The sequence below is a fragment of the Streptomyces xylophagus genome (assembly GCF_000716435.1).
GTDB lineage: Bacteria > Actinomycetota > Actinomycetes > Streptomycetales > Streptomycetaceae > Streptomyces > Streptomyces xylophagus.
Window position 1 is genome coordinate 76,147 of the sequence record NZ_JNWO01000020.1, and the last position, 18,482, is coordinate 94,628.

Sequence of the window (18,482 nt, forward strand, 5' to 3'; positions counted from 1 at the left end):
CCCGAGTGCCCGGCACGCCGTTTGAAATCCCAACTCACCCACCAGGGGTGTGCCCTTCCCGTGCGCACCCTTTTTCTCCCCATTTTTCTTCCCACACGTGCAGGAGCGATCCATGCGAACCCAGAGCCGACGACGGCCGCCGCGAGCCACGCTCGCCCTGGCCGCCGTAGGGACGCTGCTCGCCCCGCTGCTCTCCGGCTGCTGGGTCGGAGCGGGCGGCGCCGGATCAGGCGGCAACCAGATCAACGTCCTGATGGTCAACAACCCCCAGATGGTCGAACTCCAGAAACTGGCCCCGCACTTCACGAAGGAGACCGGCATCAAGGTCAACTTCACGGTGCTGCCCGAGAACGACGTCCGCGACAAGATCAGCCAGGACTTCGCCAACCAGGCCGGCCAGTACGACGTGGCGACCCTCTCCAACTACGAGATCCCGATCTACGCCCGCAACGGCTGGCTGCACGAGATGGACTCGTACGTCGCGAAGGACCCGGCCTACGACGAGCAGGACATCCTCAAGCCGATGCGGGAGTCCCTGACCGCCGACGACGGCAAGCTCTACGGGCAGCCGTTCTACGGCGAGTCGTCCTTCCTGATGTACCGCAAGGACATATTCGCCGAGAAGAACCTCACGATGCCCGCGCATCCGACCTGGACCCAGGTGGCCGACCTGGCCGCCAAGGTCGACGGGGCGAAGTCGGGCATGAAGGGCATCTGCCTGCGCGGGCTGCCCGGCTGGGGCGAGTTGATGGCGCCCCTGACCACCGTCGTGAACACCTTCGGCGGCACCTGGTTCACCAAGGACTGGAAGGCGCAGCTCGACTCCCCCGCGTTCGAGCAGGCGACGAAGTTCTATGTCGACCTCGTCCGCAAGCACGGTGAGTCCGGCGCGGCCCAGTCCGGCTTCGCCGAGTGCCTCAACAACATCACCCAGAGCAAGGTCGCCATGTGGTACGACGCCACCTCGGCGGCGGGCTCGCTGGAGGCGAAGGGCTCCCCGGTCAAGGGCAAGATCGGCTACGTCCCCGCCCCGGTCGAGAAGACCGATTCCTCCGGCTGGCTCTACACGTGGGCCTGGGGCATCCAGAAGGCGTCCCACAACTCCGACAAGGCCTGGAAGTTCGTGTCCTGGGCGTCCAGCAAGCAGTACGAGCAGTTGGTCGGCGACACGGACGGCTGGTCCAACGTGCCGGCCGGCAAGCGCGCCTCGACGTACACGAACCCGGACTACGTCAAGGAGGCCGCCGCCTTCCAGGAGATGACGAAGGCGGCCATCGAGGGCGCCAAGCCCAACGACCCCGGCGTGCAGCCGCGGCCCGCGCCCGGCATCCAGTTCGTCGACATCCCCGAGTTCACCGACCTCGGTACGAAGGTCTCCCAGGAGATCAGTTCGGCCATCGCCGGACGGCAGTCCGTCGACTCGGCCCTGAAGAAGTCCCAGAAACTCGCCGAGAAGATCTCCAAGGAGTACGAGGGACGATGACCGCCACGACAACGGCCCCGCTGGCCACCAGCCCGACCCGTACCGCGCGGCAGCCCTCGGACCGGCTGCGCGCCTGGGCCACCCGCGCCCCCCTGCTCCCCGCCCTGATCTTCATGATCGTCGTGACCCAACTCCCGTTCGTGGCCACGCTGGTGATCTCGTTCTTCGACTGGAACGCCCTCTATCCGAAGGCCCGCCACTTCACCGGCTTCGACAACTACCAGCAGGTCCTCAGCGACGCCGACCTGCGCCACTCGGTGTGGACGACCGTCCTGCTCACCGTGGCGGTGGTACTGGCCAGCCTGGTCCTGGGCCTGCTCCTGGCCCTGCTCCTGGACCGGAAGTTCCGCGGCCGGGGCTTCGTCCGCACCCTGCTGATCGCCCCGTTCCTGGTGGTGCCGGTGGCCGCGGCCCTGCTCTGGAAGCATGTGCTCTACAACCCTGAATACGGCCTGCTCAACGGTCTGTTGCACTATGTGGGCGGCCCACAGCCGGACTGGATCTCCAACAACCCGCTGCTCGCGGTGGAGGCCTCCCTGGTGTGGCAGTGGACGCCGTTCATGATGCTGATCCTGCTGGCCGGACTACAGAGCCGCGACCAGCAGCAGATCGAGGCCGCGAAGGTGGACGGCGCGAACGACTGGCAGGTCTTCCGCTATCTGACGCTCCCGCACCTGCGCCGCTATCTCGAACTCGGCGGTCTGCTGGGCTCGATCTACATCGTCCAGAACTTCGACGCGGTCTTCACGATCACGTCCGGCGGGCTGGGCACCGCCAACCTGCCCTACACCGTCTACCAGAGCTTCTACCAGGCCCACGAGAACGGCCTCGCCTCGGCGGCCGGCGTCCTGGTCGTCATCGGCTCGATCATCATCGCGACCTTCGCCCTGCGCGTCGTGTCGTCCCTGTTCCGAGAGGAGGCGTCCCACGCATGAGCAGCATCGCCGTACGCGTGCGTGACCGCCGCAAAGGAGCGGGCCTCGGCCTGGTGGCCTGGGTTCTCGGCATCGTGTTCTTCCTGCCCATCGCCTGGATGGCGCTGACGTCCTTCCACTCGGAGACCGACGCGGCGACCAACCCGCCGTCCTTCGGGGCCGCCCTCACCCTGGACGGCTACCGGGACTTCTTCGGCACCGGAGGCGGCGCGAGCCCCTGGCCGGCGCTGATCAACTCGCTGGTCGCGTCGGTGGCCTCGACGGTCTTCGTGCTGCTGCTGGCGTTCCCGGCGGCCTACGCGCTGTCGATCCGCCCGGTGAAGAAGTGGACCGACGTCCTGTTCTTCTTCCTGTCCACGAAGATGCTCCCGGTGGTGGCCGGCCTGCTGCCCATCTACCTGTTCGCGAAGAACGCCGGGATGCTGGACAACATCTGGCTCCTGGTCATCCTCTACACGTCGATGAACCTGCCGATCGCGGTGTGGATGATGCAGTCCTTCCTCGCCGAGGTCCCGGTCGCCGTCATCGAGGCGGCACAGATCGACGGCGCGCGGCTGCCGACCATCCTCGCGCGCGTGGTGGCCCCGATCGCCCTCCCCGGTATCGCGGCGACCTCCCTGATCTGCTTCATCTTCAGCTGGAACGAGCTGCTGTTCGCCCGGGTCCTCACGGGTGTGGTCGCCGAGACCGCCCCCGTGTTCCTGACCGGGTTCATCACCAGCCAGGGCCTGTTCCTGGCGAAGGTGTGCGCCGCGTCGCTCGTCGTCTCCCTGCCGGTGCTCGCCGCGGGGTTCGCCGCCCAGGACAAGCTGGTCCAGGGCCTCTCCTTGGGAGCCGTCAAATGAAGGCCGCCGTCATCGAGTCCGTGGGCCGCGCCGTCGTCACCGAGGTCCCGGACCCGACGCCGGGCCCCCGCGAGGTCGTCGTCGAGGTCGCCGCCTGCGGCCTCTGCGGCACCGATCTGCACATCCTGCAGGGCGAGTTCGCGCCCAAGCTGCCGATCGTGCCGGGCCACGAGTTCGCCGGCGAGATCGTCGCGGTCGGCACCCAGGTCACCGAGGTCTCGGTCGGCGACCAAGTAGCCGTAGACCCGTCGCTGTACTGCTACGAGTGCCGGCAGTGCCGCAACGGCCACAACAACCTCTGCGAACGCTGGGCCGCGATCGGCGTCACCACGGCCGGCGGCGCCGCCCAGTACGCACTCGCCCCGGTGGCGAACTGCGTGAAGCTGCCCGAGCACGTCCGCACCCAGGACGCGGCACTCGTCGAACCGCTGTCGTGCGCGGTGCGCGGCTACGACGTCCTGAAGTCCCGCCTCGGCGCGCATGTCCTGATCTACGGCTCCGGGACCATGGGCCTGATGATGCTGGAGCTGGCCAAGCGCACCGGCGCGGCGAGCGTGGACATCGTGGACCTGAACCCGGCCCGCCTGGAGACGGCCCGCACGCTCGGTGTCTCCGGGTCGGCGGCGAACGCGGACGAGCTGGACCGGCCGCAGGGCTGGGACCTCGTGATCGACGCGACCGGCAACGCGGCGGCGATCCAGGACGGCCTGGAACGGGTGGCGAAGGCGGGCACGTTCCTCCAGTTCGGGGTGGCCGACTACGCGACCCGGGTGTCGATCGACCCGTACCGCATCTACAACCAGGAGATCACCATCACCGGCTCCATGGCGGTGCTGCACAGCTTCGAGCGGGCGGCGGAGCTGTTCGCGAACGGGGTCCTCGACCCGGAGATCTTCATCAGCGACCGGATCGAGCTGGAGCGGTATCCGGAGGCGCTGGCGCAGTTCGCGGCGGGGGTGGGGCGGAAGATCGTAGTGATTCCCTAGGGAAACGACGGGATTCGGGCCGGTACTTCCAAAGCTTGGCCAATTGGTCACTTGGTAAGGGAACGGCAAAATGGTCTCGGTCGTTCACGAGGCATGACAGCTATGACCCCAGGCTCGAACATCCCTCTTCCGGTCTCCCGGGTGGCCGTGGATGTCGCCGCCCCCGTGCGGCTCGACGTGTCGAGCCTGCTGCTCACCGGCGACGGCAAGGTGCGCTCGGACGACGACTTCATCTTCTACAACCAGCCGAACGGCCCGGGTGTGACGTACCGCTCCGGCGGCGGTACGTCCCCGGACGCGATCACCGTCGACACGGCCGCGGTGCCGCCCGGTATCGAGAAGATCGTCGTCACGGCGAGCCCCGACGCCGCGGGGCAGACCTTCCAGGGCATCGAGCCGACGGCGACGATCCGCAACGCGGAGGACGGCTCGGTGCTGGCCACCTTCACGCCTCCTCAACTGGGCACCGAGACAGCGCTGGTGGTCGTCGAGATCTACCTCCGCAACGGCGTCTGGAAGGCCCGCGCGGTCGGCCAGGGGTACGCGAACGGCCTGGCGGGCATCGCGACGGACTTCGGCGTCTCGGTGGAGGAGCCGGCCGCGGCCCCGGCTCCGGTGGCCCCGCCCGCGCCCACGGTGCAGACCCCGGTGGCACCTCCGGCGCCCGCCGCTCCTCCGGCCCCGCCCGCCGCACCCCCGCTCGGCGCCGGAAAGATCAACCTCGACAAGGGCCGCGTCAGCCTCCAGAAGAACCAGACCGTCTCCCTGGTCAAGGGCGGCCGCGCGCTGCTCTCCCAGGTCAAGATGGGCCTCGGCTGGGAGCCCGCGTACCGCGGCAAGGACATCGACCTCGACGCCTCGGTCATCGCCTACGGCCCGCAGCGCAACCACATCGACAGCTGCTACTTCGGCAAGCTGTCGATCCTGAACGGCGCGATCAAGCACTCCGGCGACAACCTCACGGGCGAGGGCGGCGGTGACGACGAGGTGATCGTCGTCGACCTCGGCCGCATCCCCCAGGAGGTCACCGGCCTGGTCTTCACGGTCAACTCCTTCTCCGGCCAGAAGTTCACCGAGGTCGCCAAGGCCTACTGCCGCCTCCTGGACGCCGCGACCGGCGAGGAACTGGTCCGCTTCGACCTCACCAACGCCGAGGCCCAGACCGGCGTGATGATGGCCAAGCTGGTCAAGCAGTTCTCCGGCGAGTGGGACATGACCGCGATGGGCGACTTCGTGAAGTCCCGCACGGTGCGCGGCATGGTGAAGCCGGCGGCCCAAGCGCTGTAACCACCAGGGACACAGTCCTACGACCGCTGCGGGCGCCCCTGAGCGAGGGGCGCCCGGCGTTCGTTCAGCCCGCCGACGAAGGCCGTAGCCCGTCCGTCAGCAGCGACAGGTAGCGGCGGATGTGCTTCCCTTGGCCGTTCGCCAGCTCCGAGGCCGTGGACACCCCGTGGGCCAGCCGCAGGACCTCGATCGGTTCGATGTCCTGACGCAGGGTCCCCTCCCGCTGCGCCGCCTCGACCAGCCGCTGTGCCGCGCCCTTCATGGAGGTGGCGCAGGCCGTGAGCGCGGCCTGGCTGCCGTCCATGACGGCCGAGCCCAACAGGGCCTTCATTCCGCGCACTTGGATCGTCCCGACGCAGACCTCGTACAGCCACTCGGCCAGCGCCTCGCCCGGCGGGAGTTCCTTCGCGAGCTCGTCGGCGCGAGTCCCGAGCGCCTCGATCCGTTCGACGTAGGCCGCCTCCAGCAGCGCCTGCCGGGTCGGGAAGTGCCGGTACAGGGTGCCCGACCCGACGCCCGCGCGCTTGGCGATGTCATCGAGGGACGCGTTCTCCCCATGCTCGGCGAACGCCTCCGCCGCCACCTTCAGCAGTCGCTCATAGTTGCGCCGGGCGTCCGCGCGCATGGGTCTGACCTGCGCCATCCAGATACTCCTTGCGAACCGGGGACTCTCTCCGTATCTTACCGAGTACTAAACGGAGACAGTCCCCGCTTATTTCGGCGGGCAGTCCGTGCTGCCCGCACGCCTTTCACACGGGGACGCCAGACCGGGAGAACTCCATGTCCACCCCGTCCGCACCGTCCACCACAGCCGATCCTCTCTCGGCACCACGCCGACCCGCCAGGCTCGGCGCCGTCCTCTTCACCGTCGTCACCGCCTATCTGATGGTCGGCGTCGACTCCACCGTCGTCAACGTCGCGCTGCCCGACATCCAGAAGGACCTCGACTTCAGCCCCACCGGCCTGTCCTGGGTCCTCAACGCCTACACGCTCGCCTTCGGCGGGCTGCTCCTGCTCGGCGGCCGGGTCGGCGACATCGTCGGCCGCCGCCGTACGCTCACGATCGGTGTCCTGCTCTTCGCCTCGTCCTCCCTGCTCGGCGGACTGGCCACCGACAGCGCCTGGCTGCTCGCGGCCCGCGCGCTTCAGGGCCTGGGCGCGGCGCTCATCGCGCCCAACACCCTGGCCCTGATCACCACCAACTTCCCGGAGGGCCCGCGCCGGCACCACGCGCTCGGCATCTACACCTCCATGGCCGGCATCGGCGCCTCGATAGGCCTGGTCATCGGCGGCATGCTCACCTCCTGGGCGTCCTGGCGCTGGGCCCTGCTGATCAACGTGCCGATCGGCATCGCGGTCGCCCTCGCGCTTCCCCGCTTCGTCGCCGAAACCCCGCGCCACGCGGGCCGGTTCGACGCGGCGGGCGCGCTCACCGGCACCGCCGGGATGACCTCGCTGGTGTACGCGTTCATCCGGGTCTCCTCGGACGGCTGGGGCGACCTCCAGGCGCAGTTGGGGTTCAGCGCGGCGGCGGCCCTGCTCGCGGGCTTCACCCTGGTCGAGTCCCGCGCGGACCAGCCCATCATGCCGCTGCACCTGTTCGCGAGCCGCAACCGCGCGGGCGGTTACGTGGGCGTCCTGCTGCTGCCTGCGGGCATGTTCGGCGCGTTCTACTTCCTCACCCTGATCTGCCAACGGGTCCTGGACTACAGCCCGTTGCGCGCGGGCTTCGCCTTCCTGCCGATGACGCTGGCGATGTTCACGGTCGTGCGTTTCGTGCCGCGCCTGCTCGCCCGGCTCGGCGCGAAGCCGGTCCTGCTCACCGGCATGGCCCTGCTCGTCACATCGGCGGGCTGGCTCTCGCAACTCCGCCCCGGCGACGACTACTTGACCGGGCTGTTCGGCCCGCTCGTCCTGATGGGCGTGGGTGTCGGCCTCAGCTTCATGCCCCTCAACGCGACGATCCTCGCGGGCATCGAACCCCGCGAGGCAGGCTCGGCATCGGGTCTGCTCCAGACCCTGCAGTGGCTGGGCGGCACCCTCGGCCTGTCCATCCTGGTCACGGTGTACGGCACGGCGACCCGGCACGCGACCGGATCGCCGTCCGCCGTCCTCGTCCACGGCTCGGCCCGCGCGTTCGGCGTCGGAGCGCTGATCGCCCTGACCGCACTGCTGGTGTCGGCGTTCGTGATCACCGGCAGGAAGGCCGAAGGGGCTGCCCGGAGCGGGTCTTCCTGACGGGTTCGTCGGACGGATCGGCGCTCCGGACGCGCGGGGACGTCGTCGTCCGCGCATCCGGAGCACATGGGTCCGTTCAGTGCGCCGGCGGTGGACCGGCGTTCTGCTCGGCCGGTCGTGTGCTCGCGCCCTCGATCGTCCGGGATGCGCCCGGGGGCCCGGCGGTACCGGCGTTCAGACGGCGTCGCAGGACGAGTGCCCACCACAGGAAGCCGACGGCCAGGACGACCGACACCGTCACGGCGTTCTGGTTGTTCTCCGCGGGGATGGTGAGCACGGCGATGACGATGCCGCACCACAGGAGCGCGAACCCGACGACGGGGTTCAGCCAGCGGCCGAGGTCGAAGACCCCTTGAGTGGCCGCGGGAATGGTGCCGCGTCGTTCGGCGACCGCCGTGGCGGTCATCGTCAGCGCGTAGGTCAGGTAGTAGGTGAGCCCGACCATCGCGTAGATCTTGCCCACCAGACCGGAGTTGAGCAGGTTGAGGACGACGGCCACGACGGTGACGGCGACGATGGCCGGGACGGGTGCCTTGCTGCGCCGCCCGACGCTCTGCAGGCCCTTCGACGCGGGCAGCATGTTGTCGCGGGAGAGCGCGAAGATCATCCGGGTGGCGACCGCCATGTTGGCGATGAGGCAGGCGAAGATCGAGGCGAAGGCCACCACGATCATCAGTGCTCGGGCGAACGGCCCGATCTGCTGCGAGACGAGCTTCAGCACCGGGTTCTCCGAGCCGGTCAGGAAGGCCGCCGGACTGCTCGGCAGGGCCATCGCCAGCAGGGCGAAGACCACGAAGCCGATGATCCCGGAGACGACGACCGAGCGGAACATGGCGCGTGGCGCCGCCCTGCGCGGGTCGACCGTCTCCTCGGCGAGGTCCGCCGCGCCCTCCCACCCGAGCAGCACGTAGACCGGCAGCAGACCGGCCAGCGCGACGCTCGTCAGCGTGACCGGCTTCCCGGTCAGCGGCTTGGTGTCGGTGAGGATCGACAGTCCCTGGGTGTGTTTGAAGAACACCAGGACACCCGCGGCCAGGACCAGCACCAGGACGAACGTGCCGATCAACTCGATCGACGCACCGATGTTGTTGATCCGGGTCGCGACCTTGACCCCGATGATGTTGAGCACCGCGGCGACGAGTGTGCAGCCGATCGACAGCGCCTGGATCTGGTGGGTGGTCGGGTGCTCCCAGATCTCCGGGGCGAAGACCGTGCCGACCGCGGCGGCGGTCCCGGCGGTGCCCGCGAGGAAGGAGACCAGCGCGATCCAGCCGGTGAACCAGCCGAAGTGCGGCCCCACCAGACGGCTGGACCACTGGTAGGCGTAGCCGGTGATCGGCATCCGCCCGGACAGGTGGGCGTAGACCGCGACCAGGGTGAGCACCATGGGCAGGACGAGCAGCCACAGCAGCACCGCGGCGCCGCCGACCCGCGAGAACGGGTCCATGAACAGGGTGACGATGCCGGTGTTGATCGAGACCATCGAGAACGCGAGCGCGAACGCGGTGAAGGAGCTCATCGACCGGTTCAGCTGCTGGCCGTAGCCCAGGGCCGCGAGGTCGTCGGCGTCGGTGGTTCTCGCCGGCAGGTCTTCGGCAGCGGTCATGACAGCTCTCCTGTGGTGGTTCCGGCGGTCTTCTCGACCTCGGTCAGCACCTCGTCCAGGACGTCGAGTGCGGTGGCCAGGTGGTCCCGGCTGATGTCGAGCGGCGGCTTGACCTTGATCAGGTTGCCGAGTCCGGCGTAACGGCTCTCGCCGAAGATGACGCCGCGCTCCTGGGCCAGCTCGAACACGGCGTGCGCCTCGGTGGTGGCCGGTTCTTTGGTGACCCGGTCGCGGACCAGCTCGATGGACACCATCAGTCCTGGTGAGCGTACGTCGCCGATGAGCGGATGGCGGGTCTGCATCTCGCGCAGCCGTTCGGTGGCGTACTCGCCGTGCGCGGCGGCGCGGTCGCACAGGCCGTCGTCGATGATCGCCCGGACGGCGGCGAGGCCGGCGGCGACGGAGATGGGGAACTGGCCGAAGGTGAGCTGGTCGTCGCCGGGGAGGAAGGCGGCGAAGCGGTTCTTGGCCAGTACTCCGGCGAGGGGGAAGCCGCCGCCGACGCCCTTGCCGAAGACGAGGACGTCGGGCTCGATGCCGTAGTAGTCGCTGGCCCACATGCGGCCGGTGCGGCCGAGGCCGGTCTGCACCTCGTCGATGATCAGCATGATGCCGAGTTCGTCGCAGATCTCGCGGATGCCGCGGTGCCAGCGCTCGGAGAAGCCGTTGTGGCCGCCGTTGCCCTGGATGGGCTCGTAGATCAGCGCGGCGACGGGGCCTTCGGTGCCCTTGGTGAGGATGTCGCGGACGATCCGGAGCGTCAGTTCGGTGTCCTGGTCCGCGGTCAGGCCGGGGCGCGGGCGGTAGAGGTCGGGGCGCGGGAGCCGGAGGAACTGCGGCTGAAGTATCCCGAAGGCGTTGCCCGGGTGCGGCCAGCTCGCCGCCATGGTGGTGATCGAGCGGCCGTGGTAGGCGTCGTGCAGGACGGCCACGTGCCGGGCGTCCGGGCGGTTGCGCAGGGCGAGCTTGAGCGCCATCTCCACCGCCATCGAGCCGTGCAGCGTGAAGCCGACGCGGTCCAGTCCGGCGGGGGCTATCGACACGAGCAGTTCGGCGAGTTCCAGCAGGGCCGGGGTGTGGAACGTCGGCCGGGCATGGGTGATCCGCCGGGTCTGCTCGATCGCCGCCTCGATGACGCGCGGGTCGTTGGCGCCGAGGTTGTTCGACCAGGCCTGCGCGGTGCAGTCGATGTACTCCTTGCCCGCCTCGTCCCACACCAAGGAGCCGCGCGCCTTCACGAGGGTGAGCTTGTCCGGATCGCCGCCCGCCGGCTCGTGCAGCAGGACTTCCCGGCCCCGGGCGTGGGCCTGTGCCTGATGGATGAGGGTGTCTGTCACGGCGACTCCGTCTCGGGTGTGAGCTGTGTCTCCGCAGGCTAGGAGCGGGATCGGGCTCCTGTGAAAGACCGAATTCCGTAGACTTCATAGATGGCGTCTATGAATGTGGAGCTCCGGCACCTGCGGGCGTTCGTCGCCGTCGCCCGGACAGTGAACTTCACGCGGGCCGCCGAGCAGTTGCACATCGCGCAACCTTCGCTGAGCCACACCATCCGCCAGCTGGAGACTGCGCTCGGCATCCGGCTGTTCGCGCGGACGACGCGCTCCACCGCCCTCACGCAGGACGGGGAGCGCTTCCTCGTCGAGGCGCAGGCCGTCCTCGACCGCTTCGACGCGGCGATGGAACAGTCCTCACGGATGGCGAGCGGTGAACTGGGCCGACTGCGCGTCGGCTATCTGATCGGAGCCGCCGTCGATCATGTGCCCGCGATCCTGCGGGAGTTCGCCGACCAGTACCCCGATGTGGCCCTCGAACTCACCGAGTACGACTTCGCCTCCCCCAACGGCGGTCTGGACAGCGGGGAAACCGATGTCGCCCTGGTCCGGCCGCCGTTGGACGGGGTGCCGGACGCGGTGACCACCACCCTGCTCAGCGAGCGGTGCGTGGCCTGTGTGTCCGCGCTGCACCCCTTCGCGGAACTGCCCCGGGTGACCGTCGCGCAGGTGCTGCCCGAGCCCATCGTCGCGGCACCCGGCGACAACGTCTGGCGGGACTACTGGATCCTCGCCTCCTACCGCGACACCCCGGCGAACATCACCCATGAAGCGGCCACCTTCGAGGCCGAGTTGCAGTCCGTGGCCATCGGCCGCGGCCTCTCCGTGGTCCCCGAGTCCGTCGCCCGCCTCTACGGCCGACAGGGCGTCCGCTACGTCCCCATCGAGGGCATGGCCGACTGCGAGGTGGCTGTCGTCCACCGCGAGGACGCACCCCGGTCCGCCGCCAATTTCGCCCGGATCGCGGCCCGGGTCACAGCAGAGGGAAGCGGCCCGGACGTACGCGGCTGACCCAGGCAGTCCCACCGGATCGGCGGGGCGGACCGCGGGAAGACGCCCGGTAGAGTTCCGGCTGCCGCGCGCCCGGCGGGAGTTGGACATCTCGCGGGCCCCGGGACGCGTACGGGGCACGCGTCCGCATGCTCGACCGAACCCCGTCCGTCGCGACCCGCTCCCGGTCAGAACAGCGCGCTGTACGCGTTCAGCGCGGGCTGTCCGCCGAGGTGGGCGTAGAGCACGGTGGAGTCGGCGGCGATCTCACCGCGTGCGACCAGGTCGATCATCCCGGCCATGGACTTGCCCTCGTACACCGGGTCGGTGACCATGCCCTCGGTGCGGGCGGCGAGGCGCATCGCCTCCAGGGTGGTCTCGTCGGGGATGCCGTAGATGCCGGCGTGGTAGCGGTCGTCGAGTTCGACGTCGTCGATTGTCAACTCCCGCTTTACCCCGATCAGTTGACCGGTGCCGTGCGCGATACGGGCCACCTGCTCGCGGGTCTCGGCGGGCTTGGCCGAGGCGTCGATGCCGAGCACGCGGCGCTCGCGGCCGCCCGCCTCCTCGATCGCCTTGAACCCGGCGACCATGCCGGCCTGGGTGGAACCGGTCACCGAGCACACCACCACGGTGTCGAAGAAGACGCCCAACTCCCGCTCCTGCTCGGCGACTTCATGGGCCCAGTTGGCGAACCCGAGGCCGCCGAGCGGGTGGTCGGAGGCGCCGGCGGGGATGGCGTACGGCTTGCCGCCCGACTCCTCGACCTCCCGCAGCGCCTGCTCCCAGCTCTCCTTGAAGCCGATGCCGAAGCCGGCCTTCACCAGGCGTACGTCCGCTCCGGCGAGGCGGCTGATCAGGATGTTGCCGACCTTGTCGTAGACGGAGTCGGGCCACTCCACCCAACTCTCCTGGATCAGCACGCACTTGAGCCCGGCGCGGGCGGCACAGGCGGCGACCTGGCGGGTGTGGTTGGACTGCACGCCGCCGATGGAGACGAGGGTGTCGCAGCCCTTCGCGAGGGCGTCGGCGACGAGGTACTCCAGCTTGCGGGTCTTGTTGCCGCCGTACGCCACACCGGAGTTGCAGTCCTCGCGCTTGGCCCACAGGGCGGCGCCGCCGAGGTGGGCGGTGAGGCGCTCCAGCGGGTGGACGGGCGAGGGGCCGAAGAGGAGGGGGTAACGGTCGTACGAGGAAAGGGACATGGGGGTTCTCCCGGGTCGGTCGGGGGCAGTGATCGGTCCAGCGCTGGTCAGTCGGGGTCGGCGAGGCCTTCGAGGCCACGCCAGATCTCCGCCGTCACGCGGACCGCGTCGTCCACGTCACCGTCGGCGCAGGCCTCGATGAGCCGCTCGTGCAGGCCTGCCGAACGGCAGTTGCCGCCCTCTCCGAAGCGTCGTCGCTCCAGCCGGCGGATCAGCGGGGTGTAGCGGGCGACGGTGGTGGCGGCGGCGCGGTTGCCGCTCACGTGGACCAGGACGTCGTGCAGTTCGTCGTCGGCGCGCAGCGCGGCGTCCACGTCCCCGGCCCGCACGGCGGCGGCGAACCTGTCGTTGGCCGCACGCATCACGTCAACGTCCGTTTCCCGCAAGCGGGGTACGGCGACCCGGGTGACCAACTCATGCAGGGCGCCGACCACGGCGGCGGCGTCCCGTACGTCGGCGGCCACCACCGGGGTCACCCGCGTGTAGCTCTGCGGTTTGCTCTCCAGGAGCCCGTCGTCCACGAGCCGCGAGAACGCCTCCCGCACCGGCGCCCGCGAAAGCCCGAGCCGCTCCGCCAGCTCGGCGTCGCGCACCACCGCACCGGGTTCGATCTCTCCGGCCACGATGGCGTCGCGGATCGCTTCGTAGGCGCGGTCCCGGAGGAGGGTGCGGGGGACGGGGTGCAGGGCTTCCATAGATTGAAATGTTAGATGTCAGTGCCAGATGCACACAAGGGGCCAACCGATTTCCATGCACCCCAGAGGTCGACCCGAGGCTGCAACTGCTACCGCCGGGCCTGCTACCGTGGAGGCGTCGCGTACTTCTTGTCACGCGATTGGATCTTCAACCCGTGTCTGGTGCGCAGAGCCCAGCGAGCTCATCTTGATCTCAGACATGAGTCCTTCCTTCAACACGCCTGGATAGGTACTCATGCTGGAATTTCGCATCGTCGCGTCAGGACACACGGCATACCTGGCCCTCATACTGATCGCACTCGCATTCTGCGGCCGCAAAGCTCTACTCAAGGCAATCCACAGGTTGATCCGCGGCCGGAAGTAGCCGAGAGAGTACAGAGACAGATCAGGGATGACTGACAGTCACTTCCTGTGAATGTCCTTTCCGTCACCGACTGAGGCGGCGGAAAGGACATTCGGGCGAAGATCACCGGATTACAGGAAACGACTGGTGCACAGCGCCCGTCACGAGGCCATTGACCACGAACAGGCCAGAGGGATTCGTCGTGACCCCGTAGACATTTCGTGTTCCGATTGCCGAAATACTCTTGACGCGATCCAGCGTCACAGATTCGTCGTAACCATGCATTTCACTGCGAGCTGGAGTGACATGTTCGACTGCCTCCACAACCTCCTTCAGCCTGGACGCCTTGTACCCCACACGAAGGTCTAGGAGCCCGGCGAGGCGAACGAGTGCGGTAGCTCGCGAAATCTCCACGATTTGGATGGGTCGTCGACTCACGACTAGGTAGCCATTGATTGAATGCCCCCATTTTTGCTGCCTTTGGTCCACCCGAACCCTGTTGGAGACCCCAAGACGCAAGAGGGCATCGGAAACTTGACTAGCCAGCAGAGCCGATACCGTGGCGAACTCAACGGAACCATGTACCGTGCCTCGGGGATTGATTCGTTCACGAACACAACCATCGGTGTCAACAAGCCCTGAAAGACAGCCGATCCAGAAGTCACGGCTCAGTTGCATTTCAGGAAGCCGCTTCTCGTCACACCGCTGGCCCCACACTTCGAAGCGCCGAAGGCATTCTGTGACCGGGTTGCGATGTCCCGCCCTGAAGGGAAAACGCAGACGCACGATAGTCCCCTGTGGAATCTCACGTACACCACACCCGTACTCTGCAGCAAAACCACGCATGAACTCCACAGCACCATCGAGAGGATCACCGTGGAACTCTGGAGTGCAGGACGTCATCCCGCCATCGCCAAGCATGGCGCCAACGAAATACCCCTCTCTCGCGTCACCCTCAGTCCCAAAGTGGGCAGCGGTCAACGGGACCGGCACTCGATCACCCGGAACCAGGGCATCGGTTCGCTTCCATTCCCATGACTTTCGCCCTGTCCGCCGTTGTGTCACCCATTGCTGGTCGAGTGCGACTTCGACGGTGCGACCGGAAACGAACCGGATGCTTCTGACCTCCTTCGGGATGCCCTCGAACCAAGCGCCCAGAACCGCAGGGCCAAGCTCACCGACCGAATGGTCACGCGGGCCTTGGTTAGCGCCGTACCGAACCGGCCTGGTGTCCCATTCCTTACTGAAGGCAAGTACAGGGAGCCGCCTCGCAACGACTTCCTCGATCGCACGCGCCGAGCCATCGGGGAGCCACACCCGAGAGCCCTCAGCGACCCCTCCCTGCGATTCCGTGTCCACAACCCCTCCCCGCCCTCACCCGACAGCAGTACGAGAGGGGAACGCTATTGCGATACAGAAGGCGAGCTCAGCAGTTCGAGCAAAGATCACTCGTTCGAGGGATGCGAAGCGTCAGCGCTTCTGCCGCTTCCACGGCCCCGTGATCGCCAGCATGATCCCCGGCGTCTGGATGTTCGCGAACAGGGTCCTGCCGTCGGGTGAGAAGGTCACGCCGGTGAACTCGCTGTATTCCGGCTTCTCTTCGGTGCCGATGTTGAGTTCGTTGCGGGCGATCGGGTACGTGCGGCCGGAGTCGGTCGCGCCGAACAGGTGCTGGACGCCCTCGCCGTCCTCGGCGATGACGAGGCCGCCGTAGGGAGAGACCGTGATGTTGTCGGGGCCGTCGAACGCGCCGTCCACGGACGGGTCGGGGTTGACGCCGAGGAGGACCTTGAGGGTGAGGGTGCGGCGCTTGGGGTCGTAGAACCAGACGGCGCCGTCGTGCTGGACGGGGCTCTCCGTGCGGGCGAACGAGGAGACGATGTACGTGCCGCCGTCACCCCACCACATGCCCTCCAGCTTGCGGGCACGGGTGACCTGGCCGGCGGTGAACTGCTTGCGGACGGACACCGACTTCGCGTCGCGGTCGGGGACGGTCACCCAGTCGACGCCGTACACCGTGCCGATCTTCGTGGCGCGGGAGAGGTCGTCGACGAACTGGCCGCCGGAGTCGAAGCACTTGAAGGCCTGGAGGACACCCGCGTCGTCGGCGAGGGTGCGGAGCTTGCCGCGGCCGTGGTGGAAGTGCTCGGGCGGGGTCCAGCGGTAGAGGAGGCCGTTCGGGTTGGCCGCGTCCTCGGTCAGGTAGAGGTGGCCGCGCTTGGGGTCGACCACCACCGCTTCGTGGGCGTAGCGGCCAAGTGCCTTGATCGGCTTGGGGTTTCGGTTGGCGCGGCGGTCTACCGGGTCGACCTCGAAGACATATCCGTGGTCCTTGGTGAAGCCGTTCGTGCCGGTCTTGTCCTCGGTCTCCTCGCAGGTGAGCCAGGTGTCCCAAGGGGTGTTGCCGCCCGCGCAGTTGGTGGCGGTGCCGGCGATGCCGACCCACTCGGCGACGTGGTCGCGGCGGACCTCGACGACCGTGCAACCGCCGGCCGCGGCGGGGTCGTAGACGAGGCCCTCGGTGAGCGGGACCGGGTGGGGCCAGTTGGCGCGGGGGCCGGCCAGCTCGTGGTTGTTGACGAGGAGGGTGGCGCCGCGCGGGCCGTCGAAGGTGGACGTGCCGTCGTGGTTGGAGGGCGTGAACTCGCCCGACTCCAGTTTGGTCTTGCCGCTGTAGGTGATGACGCGGTATTTGAAGCCGGCGGGGAGGGCGAGGAGGCCGTCCGGGTCGGCGATCAGCGGTCCGTAGCCGACGCCGACGTGCCCGTGTCCGTACTCGGCCGCGGACTCCTCGCTGTCGGTGTCGGTGGACGCGAGGGCGTTCGGCGCGGTGGCGAGGGCGCCGACGCTGCCCGCCAGGGCGACCCCGGCACCTGTGATCGCGGATTTCGCTGCGAAGTCTCTACGGGTGAGCGACATGGTGTCTCCTGTGACGGTGGGTGTGCCGTGGAGGGTGGCGGACCTCGGTCGGCGCCACGCTTCCGCCCATGCCTGAACGGGAGTTGAACACCGAGCGACATCACCAGTCTCTCTTCCATGAATCCGTATGCACTCCCCCACGAGACCCAAAAGTCCTTCGTCCCGGGCGAATTGACCGGCCGCCGCTTCGAAAGCAAGGTCAAAAGGGATGGATTGGACAGAAAGTATGGATCAGGGCGATATTCGTGATTCATTTCAGATTGCCTTGACTCCGCCCGCTCTCCGGCCATAGACCTGAAGAGCACACCGCGGAAGGCCGGTTCACGAATCCGGCCCGTGTGAGCGGGAAGTGCCCATTGAACGGCCCTTTCGAGAAGGCGCGATCGCCGCAGCCCATAAGGGACCAAGAGCCGCAATCTGATGAGGTGGTCTGGCGTGAGCCAGCCCGAGATGATGCGAGGACCGACTGGTGGTCAGCTGAGTGACAGCTCCCGCCAGCAAGCGAACTCAGACTTCCTGCGGCCGCAGTCGCCGCTGGCCAACGTCGTCGGCTTCGGCCACGGCGTGAAGTGGATCGACGGACAGGCCACCGGTGAAGCAGCCGTGCTGGTGTTCGTGACCCAGAAGGTTCCGGAGTCCCAGCTCCCCGAGCGGGATGTCATCCCGCGCACGATGGACGACGGCACTCCCACCGACGTCGTCGCGGTCGGCCATGTCGCCGCGCAGCGTCAGCAGCAGCAACGCAGGACCCCGGGCCGCTCCGAGGACCGCGGTGGCTCCTACCAGTCCGACGGCGGCGCGTCCGAGCAACTCGCGGGCCTGGCCCAGCCGTTGCTGGAAGAGCTCGGCGGGATCGGCCAGTTCGAGCCGCCGATGCTCAAGCGCCGTATGCGCCCGGCCCGTTCGGGCGTCTCGGTCGGCAACGTACGGGTGACCGCGGGCACGATGGGCAGCGTGGTGTACGACTTCCTGCCGGGCGCCTCCGTGGACCCGCCGGGTCCCGGCCTCGGCACCCCCGCGAAGTTCTACGTCCTCTCCAACAACCACGTACTGGCCGACTGCAACCGTGCCCAGCTGGGCAGTCCGATCCTGCAGCCCGGCGCGTACGACGGCGGTACGGACCCGGCGGACCGCCTCGCGACCCTGGACCGGTTCATCCCGATCCAGTTCGCGCCGCAGACCCCGGTGGAGCGCCACAACAACGTGGTGGACTGCGCACTCGGCGCCGTGGACTTCCAGGACGCCACCCGTGAGCAGCACTTCAGCGGTGCGCCGCGCGCCTGGCGGCGCAAGGCCAACGTCTCGGTCGGCGACCTGGTGAAGAAGACCGGCCGTACGACGAACATCAGCTTCGGCCGGATCATCGCGACCGACGTCACGATCGACGTCGGCTACGGCACGGCGGGCACGGCCCGGTTCAAGGACCAGGTGCTGACGACGAGCATCTCGGCGGGCGGCGACTCCGGTTCGCTGGTGACCTCCCTCGACAACGTCGCGACCGGTCTGCTCTTCGCGGGCTCCTCGGTCGTCACCGTGGCCAACCACATCGAGAACGTCCGCGCACTGCTGCGGGTGGAGATCGCCGAGCAGCTGGCCTGACGGTCACTCGACATCCGTAA

15 protein-coding genes are annotated in these 18,482 nt (G+C 68.3%); 8 read left to right on the top strand and 7 right to left on the bottom strand.

Going from position 1 to position 18,482, the window contains the following annotated elements:
- Window positions 1-112 precede the first annotated feature (112 nt).
- From OO70_RS35880 to OO70_RS35900, 5 genes are all read left to right on the top strand, one after another.
- Window positions 113-1,483, top strand: coding sequence for an ABC transporter substrate-binding protein (locus tag OO70_RS35880; RefSeq protein ID WP_043680868.1), 1,371 nt, complete (start codon window positions 113-115; stop codon window positions 1,481-1,483).
- On the top strand, window positions 1,480-2,418 hold the full coding sequence (locus OO70_RS35885; protein ID WP_043680870.1) for a carbohydrate ABC transporter permease: 939 nt from the start codon (window positions 1,480-1,482) through the stop codon (window positions 2,416-2,418). Before OO70_RS35880 ends, OO70_RS35885 begins: the two co-directional genes overlap by 4 nt.
- Complete coding sequence (locus tag OO70_RS35890) at window positions 2,415-3,263, top strand: carbohydrate ABC transporter permease (RefSeq protein WP_043680873.1); 849 nt, start codon at window positions 2,415-2,417, stop codon at window positions 3,261-3,263. Before OO70_RS35885 ends, OO70_RS35890 begins: the two co-directional genes overlap by 4 nt.
- Window positions 3,260-4,249: a zinc-dependent alcohol dehydrogenase family protein gene (locus tag OO70_RS35895; protein WP_043680876.1), complete on the top strand. Its 990-nt coding sequence runs from the start codon at window positions 3,260-3,262 to the stop codon at window positions 4,247-4,249. The genes OO70_RS35890 and OO70_RS35895 overlap by 4 nt, the downstream gene beginning before the upstream one ends.
- A 102-nt stretch (window positions 4,250-4,351) precedes the next feature.
- Window positions 4,352-5,536, top strand: coding sequence for a TerD family protein (locus OO70_RS35900; protein WP_043680878.1), 1,185 nt, complete (start codon window positions 4,352-4,354; stop codon window positions 5,534-5,536).
- Between the two features lie 64 nt (window positions 5,537-5,600).
- Here OO70_RS35900 and OO70_RS35905 read toward each other — a convergent pair whose 3' ends face one another.
- Window positions 5,601-6,179: a TetR/AcrR family transcriptional regulator gene (locus OO70_RS35905; protein WP_043680881.1), complete on the bottom strand. Its 579-nt coding sequence runs from the start codon at window positions 6,177-6,179 to the stop codon at window positions 5,601-5,603.
- A 137-nt stretch (window positions 6,180-6,316) separates the two neighbouring features.
- Here OO70_RS35905 and OO70_RS35910 point away from each other — a divergent pair, with 137 nt between their 5' ends.
- Complete coding sequence (locus tag OO70_RS35910) at window positions 6,317-7,774, top strand: MFS transporter (RefSeq protein ID WP_043680884.1); 1,458 nt, start codon at window positions 6,317-6,319, stop codon at window positions 7,772-7,774.
- Window positions 7,775-7,850: 76 nt separating this feature from the next.
- On the opposite strand, the gene OO70_RS35915 is transcribed toward OO70_RS35910, so the two are convergent.
- Both OO70_RS35915 and OO70_RS35920 read right to left on the bottom strand, forming a co-directional pair.
- The gene (locus OO70_RS35915; protein ID WP_051741955.1) at window positions 7,851-9,380 is read right to left on the bottom strand and encodes an amino acid permease; all 1,530 of its coding nucleotides are present in this window, start codon (window positions 9,378-9,380) and stop codon (window positions 7,851-7,853) included.
- A complete protein-coding gene (locus tag OO70_RS35920) occupies window positions 9,377-10,717 on the bottom strand; it encodes an aspartate aminotransferase family protein (protein WP_199827478.1) in 1,341 nt (446 codons plus the stop codon). Before OO70_RS35920 ends, OO70_RS35915 begins: the two co-directional genes overlap by 4 nt.
- 90 nt (window positions 10,718-10,807) lie before the next feature.
- Here OO70_RS35920 and OO70_RS35925 point away from each other — a divergent pair, with 90 nt between their 5' ends.
- Window positions 10,808-11,722 carry a LysR family transcriptional regulator gene (locus OO70_RS35925; RefSeq protein WP_043680888.1) on the top strand — a complete coding sequence of 305 codons (915 nt, stop codon included), beginning with the start codon at window positions 10,808-10,810 and terminating at the stop codon, window positions 11,720-11,722.
- 167 nt (window positions 11,723-11,889) lie between these two features.
- On the opposite strand, the gene OO70_RS35930 is transcribed toward OO70_RS35925, so the two are convergent.
- The 4 genes from OO70_RS35930 to OO70_RS35940 all read right to left on the bottom strand — a co-directional run bounded on the left by OO70_RS35930 (window position 11,890) and on the right by OO70_RS35940 (window position 16,863).
- Entirely contained in the window at window positions 11,890-12,906 is a 1,017-nt protein-coding gene (locus tag OO70_RS35930) for a 1-aminocyclopropane-1-carboxylate deaminase (protein WP_043680891.1), read from the bottom strand.
- A gap of 47 nt (window positions 12,907-12,953) precedes the next feature.
- Window positions 12,954-13,601 carry a GntR family transcriptional regulator gene (locus OO70_RS35935; protein WP_043680894.1) on the bottom strand — a complete coding sequence of 216 codons (648 nt, stop codon included), beginning with the start codon at window positions 13,599-13,601 and terminating at the stop codon, window positions 12,954-12,956.
- 466 nt (window positions 13,602-14,067) lie between these two features.
- Window positions 14,068-15,303: an LAGLIDADG family homing endonuclease gene (locus OO70_RS52950; RefSeq protein ID WP_158711558.1), complete on the bottom strand. Its 1,236-nt coding sequence runs from the start codon at window positions 15,301-15,303 to the stop codon at window positions 14,068-14,070.
- 111 nt (window positions 15,304-15,414) lie between these two features.
- The gene (locus OO70_RS35940; RefSeq protein ID WP_043680897.1) at window positions 15,415-16,863 is read right to left on the bottom strand and encodes an alkaline phosphatase PhoX; all 1,449 of its coding nucleotides are present in this window, start codon (window positions 16,861-16,863) and stop codon (window positions 15,415-15,417) included.
- A gap of 435 nt (window positions 16,864-17,298) precedes the next feature.
- On the opposite strand from OO70_RS35940, the gene OO70_RS35945 reads away from it, so the two are divergent.
- Complete coding sequence (locus OO70_RS35945) at window positions 17,299-18,462, top strand: S1 family peptidase (protein ID WP_234337022.1); 1,164 nt, start codon at window positions 17,299-17,301, stop codon at window positions 18,460-18,462.
- Window positions 18,463-18,482 lie beyond the last annotated feature (20 nt).

Bases quoted from the DNA above. Each gene is read 5' to 3' on its own strand.
- OO70_RS35885 (WP_043680870.1), top strand. From the start codon at position 1,480: ATGACCGCCACGACAACGGCCCCGCTGGCCACCAGCCCGACCCGTACC.
- OO70_RS35895 (WP_043680876.1), top strand. From the start codon at position 3,260: ATGAAGGCCGCCGTCATCGAGTCCGTGGGCCGCGCCGTCGTCACCGAG.
- OO70_RS35905 (WP_043680881.1), bottom strand. From the start codon at position 6,179: ATGGCGCAGGTCAGACCCATGCGCGCGGACGCCCGGCGCAACTATGAG.
- OO70_RS35940 (WP_043680897.1), bottom strand. From the start codon at position 16,863: ATGTCGCTCACCCGTAGAGACTTCGCAGCGAAATCCGCGATCACAGGT.
- OO70_RS35915 (WP_051741955.1), bottom strand. From the start codon at position 9,380: ATGACCGCTGCCGAAGACCTGCCGGCGAGAACCACCGACGCCGACGAC.
- OO70_RS35935 (WP_043680894.1), bottom strand. From the start codon at position 13,601: ATGGAAGCCCTGCACCCCGTCCCCCGCACCCTCCTCCGGGACCGCGCC.
- OO70_RS35925 (WP_043680888.1), top strand. From the start codon at position 10,808: ATGGCGTCTATGAATGTGGAGCTCCGGCACCTGCGGGCGTTCGTCGCC.
- OO70_RS35900 (WP_043680878.1), top strand. From the start codon at position 4,352: ATGACCCCAGGCTCGAACATCCCTCTTCCGGTCTCCCGGGTGGCCGTG.
- OO70_RS35880 (WP_043680868.1), top strand. From the start codon at position 113: ATGCGAACCCAGAGCCGACGACGGCCGCCGCGAGCCACGCTCGCCCTG.
- OO70_RS35890 (WP_043680873.1), top strand. From the start codon at position 2,415: ATGAGCAGCATCGCCGTACGCGTGCGTGACCGCCGCAAAGGAGCGGGC.
- OO70_RS35910 (WP_043680884.1), top strand. From the start codon at position 6,317: ATGTCCACCCCGTCCGCACCGTCCACCACAGCCGATCCTCTCTCGGCA.
- OO70_RS35930 (WP_043680891.1), bottom strand. From the start codon at position 12,906: ATGTCCCTTTCCTCGTACGACCGTTACCCCCTCCTCTTCGGCCCCTCG.